This is a genomic window from Cloacibacterium rupense (genome assembly GCF_014645495.1).
GTDB lineage: Bacteria > Bacteroidota > Bacteroidia > Flavobacteriales > Weeksellaceae > Cloacibacterium > Cloacibacterium rupense.
Map to the genome: position 1 here is coordinate 157,654 of NZ_BMLV01000006.1, position 15,955 is coordinate 173,608.

Below are 15,955 nucleotides of genomic sequence, written 5' to 3' on the forward strand. Positions count from 1 at the left end.
TGGCTCAGGTAAAATGTAGGTAAAATGAAAAAGATAATCGCATTAGCCATTTTGCTATTTTGTATTATAGATGCTCATGCGCAGCGTCTAGACAAAATCGTAGAAAGGCTAGATAAAATAGAAAAAAACAGAAAAATTGATAAATCATTACTCACAATAGACCTTACAGGCAAAAAATTTGCGCTCATTAAAAACGTGAATAAAGTGGTTTACAAAAACATCTTAGATTTCTCTAATGACAACAAAATCACCCTAATAGAACTTACAGATGATAAATTAACAGATGCTAAAACCTCTAAAATCTATACTGGCGACGTCATCAAAAAAGAATATTATGTCTCTGTAAGAGCTGACAAATTAGAAGGTAAAAGCATAGATTTACCATACACTTTTAATTTTGTTTTACAAAAAAGAGACGGCAATCTCTGCTTAGTCAACATTAGTAATAACGAAATCTGGCTAGATACAACTCTCTCTAAATAACAATTAAGATTCATCTATTTTCAATCAAATTAAATGAAGAATTTTCTATTGATTTTGCTTACAGCAGCTTTAATGCAAAGCTGTTTTGTCAATGCAAAAAGGGATTATAATGGATACAGCAAAAGTTTAGTTTTTAATAAAACAGAAAAATGGCTTATCAACAATATTTATACTGATCTTAATTCTAATGACAGAGAAGCATTAGGTGATGAAACTCTAAGTGTGTTCAAAAAATTGAGTAACGAAAATGCCTATACTCTTTCAAAAGCAAAATCAGAAAATTTAATTAATAATAAAATCCCTTTTAGTCCTGAATCTGAAGACATTCAACAACTTAAAAACGCTACTGATTTTAATTTTTTGGTAAATATCTACACCAAAAAAGTTAGAGACAATTTAGCGCCTTTAGAAACTACAGAACAAATAGAATATGCAAGTAATGAAGCTTTTGCAATCATAGAAATCTACGACATAAAAAAAGAGAAGAGAATTTACTATCAAAAAGTGTACTCTTCACAAACAAGAGATAAACAAACAAAAGGTCCTAGCTTTCATTATTCTTCTGAAAGTCTATCTAAAAAAAATCTAAGAAAAATACTGAAAGACATTAAGAAAAATGCCATTATAAAAAGTTAGTTTAAATCTAATTCTTTATAAAATTAATAGACTCATTCACTACAATTTCTAAAAATTCTGGTAATTTATTCTCTGCCCAAGGTTCTTTAGCTCCAAAGGTATGATTAGCTCCTTCAATTAGTTTTATGGTAGAATTTTTTGCCCAAGAATGGAGGTTTTCTGCGGAGAAATAATGTACCGCTTCATCTAATTTTCCGTGGATGATTAGACTTCGTCCAGAAAAATTCTTGATAGAGTTTTCAACATTAAAACGACTTTTGTTTTTCTCAAAATCTTCAAAAAACTGAAAATAATGTGGCATTAATTGTCGGGTTCTGGCATTATTACTGAAATAAACGCCTTCTCTTTTCCAATTGATGAAATCTTCACCTTTCGGGAGACGATCAAGAGAATCTACACTTGCTAAAGTGATCAAATTTTTAATTTTGATATTTTCATTAGCTTTAATAATGGCAATTCCACCACCTCTAGAATGACCTATTAATGTGACATTTTCTATATCTACTCTATTATCTTGAGAAAAATAATTAAGCACAAATTCTAAATCACTAAGTTCCTTAGAATAATTATTTTCACCGAAACTTTCTAAATCTGCAAAATCCGAGGGTTTTTCTAAAGTAGTTCCGTTGTGAGAAAAATTAAATTTCACAAAGAAAAATCCATTTTCTGCAAATTTTTGTGCCATCAAATTCCACGCTCCCCAATCTTTATAGCCTTTATAACCGTGACAAAAAATCACCAAAGGTAATTTCTCCCTATTCTCAGGAATAAAAGTATCAGCTAGAAACGCTTTGGTTTTAGGATTTTCTAAAATAATATTTTTTTGAATGGTAAATTTCATTGGTTGATAATGATTTTTTCACAATTAGTAGTTTTAATCAATAGGTATGTAGTTTATGAGATTTGTTACAAACAATTGAGAAACAAAAACCACCGAAAATTCGGTGGTTGTCTTCTAGCCCTGATGGAGCGGTATGTTTGAGCTCTCCCGAAAAAGCATTGGCTTTTGCAAGGATTTTCGGGAAGCGAGTAGCGACAGCAGGAAATAGCTCCTAAAAAAATCGCTACCATTTTAATTTCCTCTTTTTTGGGTTCTTACCAAATTTTGATTCTTTGTTCTGGTGTTTTGTAATGCTTGTCTCCTTCTTTTACTTTGAAAGCATCATACCATGTGTCTGTATTTTCTAGCGGACCAACAGCTCTGTACATTCCTGGAGAGTGAGAGTCTGTTTTCACCTGATTAATGAGGTATTTTTCGGTAGATTTGGTTCTCCAAACGGTAGCCCAACTCATAAAAAATCTTTGTTCTTGGGTGAAACCGTCTATTTTTTTAGGAGTTCCTTTGTCTTTCAGATACATTTTAAGAGCATCAAAAGCGATGTTTACTCCACCTAAATCTGCGATATTTTCTCCCATGGTGAAAGTTCCATTAACGAAAGTTCCTTTTACAGGCTCATATTTACTGTATTGTTCGCCTAATCTTTTGGTAAGTGCTTCGAATTTTTCTCTGTCTTCTTTAGTCCACCAATTGTTTAGGTTACCATCTCCATCGAATCTAGAACCACCATCATCAAAACCGTGAGAAATTTCGTGACCTATTACCGCACCAATTCCACCAAAATTAACAGCCGGATCTGCTTTGAAATCAAAGAACGGAGGTTGAAGAATTGCCGCAGGGAAAACGATTTCGTTGTTAGACGAACTGTAATAAGCATTTACGGTTTGTGGGGTCATCCCCCATTTTGTTTTATCGACTTTTTTACCAATTTTTTCTAGATTTTTTTGGTAATTCCAAGCGGTGATATTCTGGGTGTTTTTATAATAAGTACCACCTTCTGCTGGTGACAGAAGTGTTAATTTAGAATAATCTTCCCACTGGTCTGGATAAGCAATTTTCACCTTGAACTTGCTTAATTTTTCTAGCGCTTTGGCTTTGGTATCTGCACTCATCCAAGAAAGATTGCTGATGTGCTGATGGTAAGCTTTTTTAAGATAATCTACCAAAGTTACCATTTCTGCCTTAGCTTCTGCCGGGAAATATTTTTCTACATATAATTTACCGAAAGCTTCTCCTAAAACTCGGTTTACCACTTCTAGCCCTCTTTTGTCCATAGAACGCTGTTCTAGAGTTCCTTGCAGGTATTTTCCGTAGAAATCAAATCTTAGATCATCTAATCTTTTGTCTAGAGAACCTGCATTGCCAGAAAGCATGTTGTATTTCATATAATCTTTCAGCAATGGTAAGTTTTCTTGATTGATAAAACCATCTAAAGCCTGATAATATTTTAGGTCACCTAAAATTACTCTATCTGTATTTACGCCTACTTTTTGTAAATATTCTGGTAGGTTTACATTTTTTACCAAACCCGAAAGTTCTACTACAGATTTTGGGTTGTATCTTTTATTAGCGTCTCTGCCTTCTTCGTTGGTTAATAAAGTTTTGGCAAATCTCTTTTCTAAATCTACAATTTTAGCAGCTGTTTCATCTGGATTTTGATAGCCTAAAATCGCTAAAACCTTAGATACATATTTGGTGTATTCTGCAATGGTTTTGGTATTGGCTTCGTTCTCTTTTTGGTAGTAGTCTTTACCTATTCCTAAGCTAGGTCCACCTAAATAAATAGCATTGTCATTAGATGATTTCAGGTCAGAACCAACTCTCCAAGCGTACAAAGGATTATCACCAGTTAAGGTAGCTTGGTTGATGTAATTCTGAAAATCTGCAAGATTTTTAATAGCGTCTATTTTTGCCAAATCACCTTTTATAGGCTCTATACCTTCTGCATTTCTTTTGTTCCAATCGATGTAAGTAGCATATAAATCCTGAATCTTTTGCCCTTCTGAACCTTTAGCATATTTCTCTGTCAAAATATTTTTAAGAATAGCCAAAGAGTTTTCGTCTGTTTTCTCACGAAGTTCATTGAAACTTCCCCAAGAACCTTTATCCGCAGGAATAACTGCGGTTTTTACCCAGTTTCCGTTCACATAATTAAAGAAATCATCTTGCGGACGTACACTAGTATCCATTAGATGAAGGTTAATTCCGTTTCCTTCTGCTTTTTTCTGTGCAGAATAAGAATTAAAAGACAGCACTGCTGCTGTAGTTAAAATTAAAAAAGGTATTTTCTTCATAACCAAATAATTTTTTAGAATATCAAATTTAAAAATACTAAGTATTATGTTAATGAGTAGAAAAAAATAATAGATTGTTTCAATAGATAAAAAAAACCACCGAAAAAAATCGGTGGTTGGTATTCTAGCCCTGATGGAGCGGTATGTTTGAGCTCTTTTTCTACGGAGGCTTCGCCGCCGCAGAAAAAAGCGAGTAGCGACAGCAGGATTAAGCTCCTAAAAAAATCGCTATCAATTTAATTCCCCTCTTTCAGAGGGGTGGCTTTTTCCGAAGAAAAAAGACGGGGTGTTACCAGATTTTAATTCTTTCTTCTGGTTTTTTGTACAATTTGTCTCCTTCTTTTACATCAAAAGCTTTGTACCAAGCTTCGGTATTTACCAATGGTCCGAATGCTCTGAAATATCCTGGAGAATGTGGGTCAACTTTTACTTGGCTTACGGCAGCTTTTTCGGTTTGTTTGGTTCTCCAAACGGTTGCCCAACTTAAGAAAAATCTTTGATCTTGGGTAAATCCATTGATTACACCTGGGTTTCCTTTGTCTTTAAGGTACATTTGTAATGCATCATAAGCGATGTTTACCCCTCCTAAATCTGCAATATTTTCTCCGTTGGTAAAGGTTCCGTTTACGAAAGTTCCTTTTACTGGTTCGTATTTATCATATTGAGCGGCAAGAGATTTTGTAGCTTTTTCGAAGCTGGCTTTGTCTTCTGGAGTCCACCAATCGGTAAGGTTTCCGTCTGCATCAAACTGTGCACCAGAATCATCAAAACCGTGGGTGATTTCGTGACCTATTACAGCACCAATTCCTCCGAAATTAACGGCTGCATCCGCATTTGGATTAAAGAATGGCGGTTGCAAAATAGCTGCAGGGAATACAATTTCGTTATTTAGTGGATTGTAATAAGCGTTTACAGTCTGTGGAGTCATTCCCCATTCTGCTTTATCTACAGGTTTTCCTATTTTTTCTACACTTTTTTGGTATTGCCAAGCCGTGATGTTTTGTAAATTTTTATAAAGCGTACCTCCATCTTTTTCTGAAAGAATAGTAAGTTTAGAATAGTCTTTCCATTGGTCTGGATAGGCTACTTTAACGGTAAATTTATTTAATTTGTTCAGTGCTTTTTCTTTGGTGGTATTAGACATCCAAGCTAAATTATTAATATGTTGGGCAAAACTTTTCTTTAGATAATCTATCAATTCTACCATTTGAGATTTAGCAGAAGCAGGGAAAAACTTCTCTACATACAATTTACCAAAAGCCTCACCTAAAGAACCATCAATCAATTCAAAAGCTCTTTTGTTTAGGGCTCTTTGTTCTTGTTGGCCTCTTAAATATTTACCGTAAAACTCGAATCTTTTTACATCTAGATCTTTGCTCAAATAGCTTGCGCTACCAGAAAGCAAATGGAATTTCATGTAATCCTTAATCAAAGGAAGATTGGCCTGATTGATGAATTTATCTAGATTTTTGTAATAGTTTATTTCACCTACAATTACTTTGTCATATTTTACCCCTAGTTTAGCCAAATAACCTACTAAATCTACATTTTTAGAAAGAGTTTTAAGTTCTGCAGCAGTTTTTGGATTGTAGAATAAATTAGAATCTCTGCTCTGTTCATTGGTAAAATAGTTTTGAGCAATAGATTTTTCGAAATTCACAATATTTTTAGATACTGCATCAGCATTTTTATAACCCAAAACTTGTAACATAGATGCTACATATTTGGTATATTCTGCTAATGTTTCTGTGTTTTTTTCGTTTACTTTTTGGTAATAATCTCTTCCTAAACCTAGACTGGCATCTCCTAGATAAATAGCATTCATTTTACTATTTTTCATATCTGCATCTACCCACCAACTGTAAAAAGGATTTTCTCCGTTGGGTGTAGCTTCAACTAAATATTTTTGTAAATCTGCTACTGTTTTTATGGCATCTATTTTAGCCAAATCTGCTTTAATTGGAGCAATGCCGTCAGCATTGCGTTTTTCCATATTCATATAAGTAGCATACAAATCTTGGATTTTTTTGCCTTCAGTTCCAGCCTCGAATTTTTCTTTTAAGAGTGAATTGAGAATGCTCATAGAATTGTTGTCTGTATCTTCGGCTAGTTTATTGAAACTTCCCCAAGTAGATTTATCAGACGGAATTTGTGCGGTTTTCATCCAACTTCCGTTTACGTAGTTATAGAAGTCATCTTGCGGACGAATACTGGTATCCATATACTGCAGCTCTAAGCCTTTGTCTTGAGCAAAAGAACTTGCCGAAAAGCCAATTAAAGCTACTACAGCAATTTTGAAAATATTTTTCATAAATAATTGAGTTTAATAACTTGTTTAGTCGGAGTTTATTAAAATTTGTTACGCTAACTGTTCTATTTTTGCATCAAGAATTCTTCCAAAAAACAATTGTGCCACTACTCCACCAATTAATGCCATCAACATATCAGTTTGTGTATCCCAAATATACCCTTGGGTTCCCAAAAAACTATCACCAGCTTCGCCAGAAAATACAGAAACCCACCATTCTATCAATTCATACGTAGAGCTCACAAACATCACAAAACAAAGAACTAAAAAAAATAACCAACCTTTTCCATTGACTACATTTTTTCTAATCAAAATTTCTCTCACAATAAGAGCAGGAGAAAAACCTTGCATAAAATGCCCTACTTTATCATAATTATTTCGTTCTCCCCAATCTTCAAAAAACGGAACATCTGCATAAGTGTAATGTCCGCCAATAATCAAAACTAAAAAATGTAGAAAAATAACCACATAAACGAAATTGGTGAATTCAAATTTTCTAAAAATGGCTAAAGCCAAAATAGCAACAAAAACAGGCAGCACTTCTAGCCACCACGTAAAAGGTTCTTTTGCACCAATGTAAGAAACAATTAATGCTAAAAAAGTGAGAAACAAAAGGAGGAATTTTAAATTTTTCATCTTGAGAAATTTCCTTAAAAATAAAAAAATCAAGACAAATGCCTTGATTTTAAATGACTTAATTTATCTAAAATAGATTTTACCGCCCAACATATTTTTGGTATTCCTATCTTTTGGTGAACCATAAACATTGATATTTCCGCCTGCTCTATTGGTAGCAGTTACGGTTTTAGAAGCATAAACCTCAGCATTTCCACCTGCATTGGTGGTTACAGAAGTTACTTCAGATTTTAGATTTCTACCGTTAAAATTAGCACCAGAATTCACCAAGACATCTTGTGTTTTTGCAGTTCCAGAAATATTAATGATACCTCCAGAATTGGTTTTGGCATTCAGTACATCTGCTTCAATTTTCAGATTTAAAATAGAACCTTCGTTAGAAGTAATATTTAAAATACCGCTCTCAATAGCGTCTTCTGAGGTAATTTTAGAACCTTGACTAGCTTGTATATCGTTCAGTTTTTCATAAAATACAGTTACAGAAACTTTATCACCTTGCATAATCATCGTAGGAATCATTCTTATTTTCAGTTCACCATTTTTATTGACAATTTCTACATCAGAATCATCTCCTTCAATTTCTACTCTATTTTCCGAAGATTTTACTAACTTCACATTAATTCTATCATACGCTTTTACAGAACTGAAATCACCAAAATTTTTAGAAGTTTGAGAATAGACTACCTGAGATAAAACGACAAAGAAGCCAAAAATTATTTTTTTCATAATATACCTTTTATATCAAAACAACTTTCAACTGGCTTTTATTACACTTAAAGTCAATTTTTTTATATTTTTTCTCTAATCAAAATTTCTATCAAATCCTGCAAAACCTTCATCGAAACGAAATTCATAAAATCTTTTCGCTCTAAATGAGGAAGATACAATTTGAAGGTTTTTTCAAAATTCTGAACTCTTATGGAATAAAAAACCGTTCCTACTTCGCTCTCAAATTCATCAGAATTCGGCCCTGCAACTCCCGTTGTTGAAAGAGAAATATCAGTTTTGAATAATTTTTGACCACCCAAACTCATCGCTTGTGCTACTTCTTCTGAAACCACTGTTTTTTCTTGAACTAATTTTTCTGAAACTCCCAAAATTTCGGTTTTTTTCTGCGTTTGATACGTGCAAATTCCACCTAAAAAATAGTATGAACTTCCCGAAACCGAAGTTATGAGACGAGACAATTCGCCACCAGTACAACTTTCAGCAGTAGAAATCGTGAGTTTTTTAGAAATTAATAAATCGCGCAGAATTTCTTCGATGGAATCTCCACTTTCAGAAATTATATGATTTTGAATTAATGGCCTTAATTTTGAAATTTCTCCGTCAAGTTCTTGGTTTAGAATTTCTTCATTTTTCCCAAGGGCAGTCAATCTCAATTTCACACGATTGGCAATCGGAAGATATGAAAGCGAAATGTTTTCAGGCAAAGCCAATTCCCAACTTTCAATGGTTTCTGAAAGCAAACTTTCTGGGAAATTTACCACAGAAATAATTCTCGAAACGATGAAATTTTGTTCAAATTTTTCTTGAAGAAACGGAATAATCTGGTTTTTAATCAAAGGTTTTACTTCGTAAGGAACACCAGGCAAACAAATCGCGATTTTGCCGTTTTCTTCTACCATGAGACTCGGAGCAGTTCCGTTATGGTTTTGGAAAACTTTAGATTTTGATAGAATATCAGCTTGTAGAAGATTGATGTCAAACAAATGTTCTCTATTTCTTTTGATGAGCAATTGCCTCAAATGTTCCAAAGTTTCGGCATCTGAAACCAAAGTGTCGTTAAAAAATTCAGCAAAAGCTTTTTTGGTTTTATCGTCTTTTGTAGGGCCAAGTCCGCCAGTTGTAATCACCAAATCTCCTATTTCAAAAGCAGATTTCAAGGTTTTTTTGATGGTTTCAATTTCATCTGAAATCGTGAAAATTTGCACCACTTTGAAACCAATATTTTTGAGTTGAGTAGCGATAAAATTAGAATTGGTATCGATGGTATTTCCCGAAAGAATTTCGTCTCCGATGGTGATTAGAACTGCTTTTTTCATAAAAGATGCGAGATGCGAGGCGCAAGATTACAAACTCGTATCTCGAACCTCGTAACTCAATTAATGAATATGTTTTTCTGCATGATAAGAAGAACGCACCAAAGGTGAACTTTCTACGTGACGGAAACCTAACTGTTCCGCAAAAATTCTATATTCTTCGAACTCTTCCAACTCTACAAAACGCTTTACAGGAAGATGATTTTTAGTCGGTTGAAGATATTGCCCAATCGTAATCACATCTACATTGGCATTTCTAACATCTTGAATCGTTTCTAAAACTTCTTCTTTGGTTTCGCCCAAACCGAGCATAATTCCTGTTTTGGTACGGTTTTGTCCAGCTTCTTTTAAATATTTTAGAACATCTAAACTGCGTTCGTATTTCGCTTGAATTCTCACTTCTCTAGTCAATCTTTTTACGGTTTCCATGTTGTGAGAAATTACTTCTGGTGCTGCTTCTACCAATCTATCGATATGTTTGTGAATTCCTTGAAAATCTGGAATCAGCGTTTCCATCGTAGTTCCCGGAGAAATTCTTCTGACTGCATTCACCGTCTCTGCCCAAATGATAGAACCCATATCTTTCAAATCATCTCGGTCAACAGAAGTTAAAACAGCGTGTTTTATTTTCATTAATTTGATAGAACGGGCTACTTTTTCGGGTTCGTCCCAATTTACATCAAGAGGTTTCCCTGTTTTTACACCACAAAATCCGCAACTTCTGGTACAAATATTTCCTAAAATCATAAAAGTGGCTGTTCCTTCTCCCCAACATTCTCCCATATTCGGGCAAGAACCACTTTGACAAATGGTATTCAGTTTATATTTATCAACCAACGTTCTGAGTTCTCTGTAATTTTTGCCTGTAGGAAGTTTTACACGAATCCATTTTGGTTTATTGGTGGTGGTATCTTGAATTTGATTTTCCATAAATATCTAAAATTTTTCTCGCAGATTAAGCTGATTCGGCTGATTTCATCTGCTCAATCAGCGAGAGATTTTACTCGTTTTCGTTTAACAATTCTGCCAAAACTTTTTTGGCTCTCATAATTCTTACTTTGGTATTGGCAACGGAAAGTCCTAATTCTTCGGCGATTTCCTTGATGCTTTTCTCTTCAAAAAACCGTAATTGAATAATTTTTTGATAACCAGCATCCATTTTTGCAACGGTATCAAAAATCTTTTTCTCTTCTTGTTCAGAAATCATAATTTCTTCGGGTGATTTCTCAAACTGGTTTTTTACTTCGTCTAGATTTTCGGTTTCGTCTTCTACATCTCTGCTTTTCTTTCGCCAATAATCAATAATTGAGTTTTGTGCAATGGTGAGAACCCACGTTTTGAACTGAAAATTCTCATCATACAAATCTAATTTCGCCAAAACTTTAGAAAAAACCGAAACCGTCAATTCATCTGCTGCGTTTTCGTCATGTACTTTTTTCATCACAAAAGAAAAAACGTCTGTCCAAAATTGATTAATCAGTTTAGTCTGCGCTTTCTGATTTTTTTCTTTGGCCAAAAAGATGAGTTGTAGAAGTTCTGGTTTTTCCATTGCAGTGGCAAAGATAAGGAAAATTAGAGATTCTAAATTTCAAATTCAAAATGGGCAAATTAGGTTTTATCTATTAAAATTGATTATAAATAATTGATTTTTGTAAATTTGTGAAAAACAAACTATGAAAATAATTTTTATAATAGCAACCTTATTTCTATTTAATAATCTTGAAGAAAAACATTATAATTCTACAAACAATAAAGAACTGAATCAAAACTCTGAATACCAACTCACTGAATATGATTATAAAATGATTTTAATTGAAATTTTAAATCATAAAAATCTAAATCAATACTTTCATAACAGACAAGTGAAAATTTACTCTGAAGAATTAAATATTAAACCTGAAATTAAACTACTATATCGAAACAAACCTGTGATAATTACTAATAAAAAAGATAATTCAAGGAGTTTTAAAGATTATTTAAAAATTAAATCATTTTATATTAACAATCAAAAAATCAATATTTCTTTTTCATATGAAATTGAAGGTGTTGATGGAAATTTAGCATTAGCAAAAGTTAATAATAAGTGGAAAGTTGTTACTGATAAAATTTCTGAGATATAATATTTGGCACGAGCGAAGCGAGCGGCAATTGTTTTCAAAGTTAAGAACGTAAAGGATTCCCCTTCTTTGAAGGGGTGGCAAAATTTTCTACGAAAATTTTGACGGGGTAGTTTAGAAAAGTGAAAAGAAAAACTGCCCGTGAATTTTAGCCACGATTGAAGCATTGTTTGAGCACATTTTTATTTTGTAGGAACGCGCCTTTGGCGCGTTCGGAATTGGTAGCGGAAAAATAAAAATTGCGAGTGCGTAAAGCGTGCCTGAAAGTGAAAAAATACAGAAACGTCTGCTTCTGAAAAACTTCCAGCTTCCAGCTTCCTACTTCCTGCAAATTTCTTATCTTTGCCATTCAAAATTTTTAAGAAAATGAACGCTTTTATTGAAGAACTAAAATGGCGCGGTTTGTACGCTGATATGATGCCCGGAACTGATGAACAACTGAATAAGGAAATGACGACTGCTTACATTGGTTTTGACCCTACCGCAGACTCTCTTCACATCGGGAGTTTAATTCCGATAAAAGTTTTGGCGCATTATCAACAGCATGGCCATAAACCGATTGCTCTAGTTGGTGGTGCAACGGGTATGATTGGTGACCCTTCTGGTAAATCTTCGGAAAGAAATTTACTAGACGAAGCTACGCTTAATCATTATGTAGACTGCATAAAAGGACAACTTTCGAGATTTCTAAATTTTGAAGGAAACGAACCCAATAAAGCAGAATTGGTGAACAATTACGATTGGATGAAGACGTTTACGTTTTTAGATTTCGTGCGAGACATTGGGAAACACCTTACTGTAAACTATATGATGGCAAAAGATTCTGTAAAAAAACGTTTTTCTGGCGAAGCTGGTGTAGATGGAATGAGTTTTACAGAATTTACTTACCAATTATTACAAGGTTATGATTTCTTACATTTATATCAAAATAACGGTGTAAAACTACAAATGGGTGGTTCTGACCAATGGGGAAACATTACCACAGGTACAGAATTAATCCGTAGAAAAGCGCAAGGTGAAGCCTTTGCTTTAACCGTTCCGTTGATTACAAAAGCTGATGGTTCTAAATTCGGGAAATCTGAAGCTGGTGAAAACTATTGGTTAGATGCCAAAAGAACTTCACCGTATAAATTTTATCAATTTTGGTTGAATGCAACAGATGTAGATGCTGAAAGATTCATCAAATTCTACACATTTTTACCAAAAGAAGAAATAGAAGCATTAATTGAAGAACATAAAACTGCACCACACGAAAGAAAATTACAGAAAAAATTAGCCGAAGAAGTTACAGTTTGGGTTCACGGAAAAGAAGAATACGAAAAAGCTTTGAAAGCTTCTGAAATTCTTTTTGGGAGAAGTACTGCCGAAGATTTGGTAAGTCTAGACGAAGAATTATTCTTACAAATTTTTGACGGAGTTCCACAAGCGGAAGTTTCAAAATCTGAAGTTTTGGGTAGCAACATCGTTGACTTATTATCAGAAAAATCGGGCTTCCTAAAATCTAAAGGTGAAGCAAAACGCGAACTGCAAGGGAACTCAATTTCTGTAAACAAAGAAAAAGTAAAAGACGATTTCATAGCAACTGAAAAAGATTTAATTGATGGTAAATTTTTGTTGCTTCAAAAAGGAAAGAAACAATATTTTATCGTAAAAGCAGTAGATTAAAATCTAAAATGAAAAATTTTAAAATTACCTCCTTTATATTAGGATTTGCTTTATTATTTTTTGTTTACCATTTTCCAGAATTTTTTCAAAGTTTTTGGATAATGGCTGTTTTCAAAATAGGCTTTCTTATTTTAGCTTATTTTGTAGTAAAGGTTCAGCAACTTGATGGATATAAAAGCTACGGTTTAGGTTTTGAAAAAGGCTGGCTGAAAAAAGTTTCCTTCGGAATAATTATTGGTTTATTATTTTTCGGATTTTCAGTTTTTACTTCCTATTATTTAGGCTATGAAAAAATATTAAGTTACGAATCATTAGTAGTTATCATTCAAAAATTACCTATGATATTACTTATGACATTCGTACCTTCTTTGGCAGAAGATATACTTACAAGAGGATATTTGTACGCTCATCTAAAATTTCTAAAGCCATCGATTTGGATTTTAATATCCAGTATAATCTATGTTTTAAATCATATTTGGAGATTAAACGAAGGAATTTCAGTATTATCCTACTTGTTTTTCCTAGGTTTAGCATTAGCCATATCAATAATAATTACCAAATCCCTTTGGTTGACTTTTGGAATACACTGGGGAGCCAATATAGCATTTGAATGCAACAATAGCTTTATTAATACAATAACTCTGAGCAAAAATAATGAACCAATCTGGATTCTAGCAATTACCTGGTTATTTCTATTTGTAATTCTTATAATAAAGTATTCAAAACTACACAAAACAAACTAGAATTATACCTCTAGTGTATTATATAAAAAATTAAACGCAAAGGCGCAAATGATTCACTGTTAAATAATTACGCTTTTAAGGCGCGAAGTTTTAACTCTGTTAAAATTGAAAATCCTTGATTTCTTGCGCCTTAAAAATAGTTGCAATGAAAATTTTAATTGTGCCTTTGCGTTTTTTACAGTTAATGAATAATCTGAAAAAATTTTGATATTGCACTAGAGGGTAGAATTATAAAATAATCGTAGTAGTATTTTTCACTTCAGCAATCATAAAAGAACTGTGTGTAGAACCGATGTGTTGTAAAGTAGTCAATTTTGTCACCATAAAATTTCGGTATTCTTCCATATTTTTTACACAAATTTTCAAGATGTAATCATAATCACCACTTATGTGAAAACATTCGGTAACTTCGGGTAAATTCATCACTTCTTTTTCAAAATTCACCACATATTCTTTCTTATGTTGAATGAGTTTTACATGACAAAGAACAATGAAATTTTTCTCCACTTTTTGCTTGTCAATTAAGGCAACGTATTTAGAAATGACACCTTGTTTTTCTAATTTTTTAATGCGTTCATAAACCGCAGTTACAGACAAATCTAGTTTATTTGCCAATTCTTTGGTGGTTTGTTTGCTGTCTTCTTGTAATAAATAGAGTAATTTTTTGTCGGTTTTATCGAGTTCCATAGATTTATTTTTTGGTAAAAGTTAATGAATTACAATTTTAAACTATAAATTTTCGGTAAATTTAAAATATTTTAGATTTATTTTCTAAATTTTAAAATAATTATTGTAAAATAGTTGGAAAAAATAGAAATTTACATCATTGCGAACAAAATAAAGCAAACTGTTCTACATTTAAAATAACTTCAACGGATTGCTTCGTTATTTCATTCCTCGCAAAAACTTTTTAAATCAAAAATTATGGAAAATTTCAATGCAGCAAATGCAATCCAAGACTTACAATATTTCGGAGAATTCGGCGGTGTAAATCCTTCAATTTCAGACAGTTCTACTTATACTTTTCTTTCTGCTAAAACGATGTTTGATACATTTGAAGGCAATGCAGAAGGTTGTTACTTGTACTCTAGACATTCATCCCCAATGAATTTGTATTTGGCGCAAGCTCTTGCTAAAATGGAAGGCACAGAAACTGCCAATGTAACCGCTTCTGGAATGGGTGCAATTACCTCTACTTTGCTCCAAATCTGCAAAAGTGGAGATCATATTGTTTCTGCCAGAACCATCTATGGAGGAACTTATGCTTTTATGAAAAATTTTCTTCCTCCTTTTAATATTGAAACCAGTTTTGTGGATATTACCGATGTAGAAAAAGTAGAAAATGCGATAAAGCCTAACACCAAAGTTATTTATTGTGAAGCGGTAAGTAATCCTCTTTTAGAAATTGCTGATTTAAGAAAGTTGGCTGAAATCTGTAAAAAACACAATTTGAAATTAATTGTTGACAATACTTTTTCTCCACTTTCGGTTTCCCCAATTATGCTAGGTGCAGATGTGGTAATTCATAGTTTAACGAAATTTATCAACGGAAGTAGTGATACGGTAGGTGGTGTTTATTGCGCTTCACAAGAATTTGTTGATGCCACCAAAAATGTAAATAATGGGGCTTGTATGCTTCTAGGACCAACAATGGACAGTTTGCGCTCTGCAAGTATTCTTAAAAACCTAAGGACACTGCACATAAGAATGAAAAAACACAGCGAAAATGCAATGTTTTTAGCAGAAAAATTCGAAAACGATGGTTTAAAAGTGAAATATCCCGGTCTGAAATCTCACAAAAACCACGAACTAATGAAATCTATGATGCACGAAGAATATGGCTTTGGCGGTTTATTAACTGTAGATGTAGGAAGTGTAGAAAAAGCGAATGAATTAATGGAACTGATGCAAAAAGAGAATCTTGGTTATTTGGCGGTAAGTTTAGGTTTTTACAAAACCTTGTTCTCTTGTAGTGGAAGTTCTACCTCTTCTGAAATTCCTGAAGATGAAAGAAAAGAAATGGGACTTTCTGACGGATTAATCAGATTCTCTATTGGACTTGACCATGACATTGAAAGAACTTATCAAAAAATGAGAGAATGCATGGTGAAAGTTGGGGTTTTGATGTGATGATTTGATAATTTTTCGTTCCCTAGGAACGCAATGTTGTATTTATAAAATAAAATTTTAAAA

Annotated in this window: 15 protein-coding genes; 6 read left to right on the forward strand and 9 right to left on the reverse strand. The window is 33.2% G+C overall.

The window, feature by feature from the left end:
* Positions 1–24: 24 nt before the first annotated feature.
* Together IEW40_RS12550 and IEW40_RS12555 are read left to right on the forward strand one after the other, a co-directional pair.
* Positions 25–483, forward strand: coding sequence for a hypothetical protein (locus tag IEW40_RS12550; RefSeq protein WP_188618454.1), 459 nt, complete (start codon positions 25–27; stop codon positions 481–483).
* A 33-nt stretch (positions 484–516) separates the two neighbouring features.
* A complete protein-coding gene (locus tag IEW40_RS12555; protein WP_188618455.1) occupies positions 517–1,119 on the forward strand; it encodes a hypothetical protein in 603 nt (200 codons plus the stop codon).
* 7 nt (positions 1,120–1,126) lie between these two features.
* On the opposite strand, the gene IEW40_RS12560 is transcribed toward IEW40_RS12555, so the two are convergent.
* From IEW40_RS12560 to IEW40_RS12595, 8 genes are all read right to left on the reverse strand, one after another.
* On the reverse strand, positions 1,127–1,960 hold the full coding sequence (locus tag IEW40_RS12560) for an alpha/beta hydrolase family protein (RefSeq protein ID WP_188618456.1): 834 nt from the start codon (positions 1,958–1,960) through the stop codon (positions 1,127–1,129).
* A 254-nt stretch (positions 1,961–2,214) separates the two neighbouring features.
* Complete coding sequence (locus IEW40_RS12565) at positions 2,215–4,251, reverse strand: M13 family metallopeptidase (RefSeq protein ID WP_188618457.1); 2,037 nt, start codon at positions 4,249–4,251, stop codon at positions 2,215–2,217.
* A gap of 289 nt (positions 4,252–4,540) precedes the next feature.
* Positions 4,541–6,562: a M13 family metallopeptidase gene (locus IEW40_RS12570; RefSeq protein WP_188618458.1), complete on the reverse strand. Its 2,022-nt coding sequence runs from the start codon at positions 6,560–6,562 to the stop codon at positions 4,541–4,543.
* Between the two features lie 48 nt (positions 6,563–6,610).
* Complete coding sequence (locus tag IEW40_RS12575) at positions 6,611–7,195, reverse strand: DUF2238 domain-containing protein (protein WP_188618459.1); 585 nt, start codon at positions 7,193–7,195, stop codon at positions 6,611–6,613.
* Between the two features lie 63 nt (positions 7,196–7,258).
* On the reverse strand, positions 7,259–7,921 hold the full coding sequence (locus tag IEW40_RS12580) for a head GIN domain-containing protein (protein WP_188618460.1): 663 nt from the start codon (positions 7,919–7,921) through the stop codon (positions 7,259–7,261).
* Positions 7,922–7,983: 62 nt separating this feature from the next.
* Positions 7,984–9,240, reverse strand: a complete 1,257-nt coding sequence (locus IEW40_RS12585) for a CinA family nicotinamide mononucleotide deamidase-related protein (RefSeq protein ID WP_188618461.1) — start codon at positions 9,238–9,240, stop codon at positions 7,984–7,986.
* A 60-nt stretch (positions 9,241–9,300) separates the two neighbouring features.
* Positions 9,301–10,167 carry a lipoyl synthase gene (gene lipA / locus IEW40_RS12590; protein WP_188618462.1) on the reverse strand — a complete coding sequence of 289 codons (867 nt, stop codon included), beginning with the start codon at positions 10,165–10,167 and terminating at the stop codon, positions 9,301–9,303.
* Positions 10,168–10,237: 70 nt separating this feature from the next.
* Positions 10,238–10,786 carry an RNA polymerase sigma factor gene (locus IEW40_RS12595; RefSeq protein WP_188618463.1) on the reverse strand — a complete coding sequence of 183 codons (549 nt, stop codon included), beginning with the start codon at positions 10,784–10,786 and terminating at the stop codon, positions 10,238–10,240.
* Between the two features lie 124 nt (positions 10,787–10,910).
* Here IEW40_RS12595 and IEW40_RS12600 point away from each other — a divergent pair, with 124 nt between their 5' ends.
* The 3 genes from IEW40_RS12600 (at position 10,911) to IEW40_RS12610 (ending at position 13,762) form a co-directional block, all read left to right on the forward strand.
* Positions 10,911–11,357, forward strand: coding sequence for a hypothetical protein (locus tag IEW40_RS12600; RefSeq protein ID WP_188618464.1), 447 nt, complete (start codon positions 10,911–10,913; stop codon positions 11,355–11,357).
* A 363-nt stretch (positions 11,358–11,720) separates the two neighbouring features.
* Complete coding sequence (gene tyrS, locus IEW40_RS12605; RefSeq protein ID WP_188618465.1) at positions 11,721–13,019, forward strand: tyrosine--tRNA ligase; 1,299 nt, start codon at positions 11,721–11,723, stop codon at positions 13,017–13,019.
* Positions 13,020–13,027: 8 nt separating this feature from the next.
* Complete coding sequence (locus IEW40_RS12610; RefSeq protein WP_188618466.1) at positions 13,028–13,762, forward strand: CPBP family intramembrane glutamic endopeptidase; 735 nt, start codon at positions 13,028–13,030, stop codon at positions 13,760–13,762.
* A 228-nt stretch (positions 13,763–13,990) separates the two neighbouring features.
* Here the strand turns inward: IEW40_RS12610 and IEW40_RS12615 are convergent, their stop codons facing one another.
* Positions 13,991–14,449, reverse strand: a complete 459-nt coding sequence (locus IEW40_RS12615; protein WP_188618467.1) for an Lrp/AsnC family transcriptional regulator — start codon at positions 14,447–14,449, stop codon at positions 13,991–13,993.
* A gap of 237 nt (positions 14,450–14,686) precedes the next feature.
* Between IEW40_RS12615 and IEW40_RS12620 the strand changes: the two genes are divergently transcribed.
* On the forward strand, positions 14,687–15,892 hold the full coding sequence (locus tag IEW40_RS12620) for an aminotransferase class I/II-fold pyridoxal phosphate-dependent enzyme (protein WP_188618468.1): 1,206 nt from the start codon (positions 14,687–14,689) through the stop codon (positions 15,890–15,892).
* Positions 15,893–15,955 lie beyond the last annotated feature (63 nt).

What these genes read in the sequence shown, in the direction of transcription:
- IEW40_RS12550 (WP_188618454.1), top strand. Translation starts at nt 25, where the DNA reads ATGAAAAAGATAATCGCATTAGCCATTTTGCTATTTTGTATTATAGAT.
- IEW40_RS12555 (WP_188618455.1), top strand. Translation starts at nt 517, where the DNA reads ATGAAGAATTTTCTATTGATTTTGCTTACAGCAGCTTTAATGCAAAGC.
- IEW40_RS12560 (WP_188618456.1), bottom strand. Translation starts at nt 1,960, where the DNA reads ATGAAATTTACCATTCAAAAAAATATTATTTTAGAAAATCCTAAAACC.
- IEW40_RS12565 (WP_188618457.1), bottom strand. Translation starts at nt 4,251, where the DNA reads ATGAAGAAAATACCTTTTTTAATTTTAACTACAGCAGCAGTGCTGTCT.
- IEW40_RS12570 (WP_188618458.1), bottom strand. Translation starts at nt 6,562, where the DNA reads ATGAAAAATATTTTCAAAATTGCTGTAGTAGCTTTAATTGGCTTTTCG.
- IEW40_RS12575 (WP_188618459.1), bottom strand. Translation starts at nt 7,195, where the DNA reads ATGAAAAATTTAAAATTCCTCCTTTTGTTTCTCACTTTTTTAGCATTA.
- IEW40_RS12580 (WP_188618460.1), bottom strand. Translation starts at nt 7,921, where the DNA reads ATGAAAAAAATAATTTTTGGCTTCTTTGTCGTTTTATCTCAGGTAGTC.
- IEW40_RS12585 (WP_188618461.1), bottom strand. Translation starts at nt 9,240, where the DNA reads ATGAAAAAAGCAGTTCTAATCACCATCGGAGACGAAATTCTTTCGGGA.
- lipA (WP_188618462.1), bottom strand. Translation starts at nt 10,167, where the DNA reads ATGGAAAATCAAATTCAAGATACCACCACCAATAAACCAAAATGGATT.
- IEW40_RS12595 (WP_188618463.1), bottom strand. Translation starts at nt 10,786, where the DNA reads ATGGAAAAACCAGAACTTCTACAACTCATCTTTTTGGCCAAAGAAAAA.
- IEW40_RS12600 (WP_188618464.1), top strand. Translation starts at nt 10,911, where the DNA reads ATGAAAATAATTTTTATAATAGCAACCTTATTTCTATTTAATAATCTT.
- tyrS (WP_188618465.1), top strand. Translation starts at nt 11,721, where the DNA reads ATGAACGCTTTTATTGAAGAACTAAAATGGCGCGGTTTGTACGCTGAT.
- IEW40_RS12610 (WP_188618466.1), top strand. Translation starts at nt 13,028, where the DNA reads ATGAAAAATTTTAAAATTACCTCCTTTATATTAGGATTTGCTTTATTA.
- IEW40_RS12615 (WP_188618467.1), bottom strand. Translation starts at nt 14,449, where the DNA reads ATGGAACTCGATAAAACCGACAAAAAATTACTCTATTTATTACAAGAA.
- IEW40_RS12620 (WP_188618468.1), top strand. Translation starts at nt 14,687, where the DNA reads ATGGAAAATTTCAATGCAGCAAATGCAATCCAAGACTTACAATATTTC.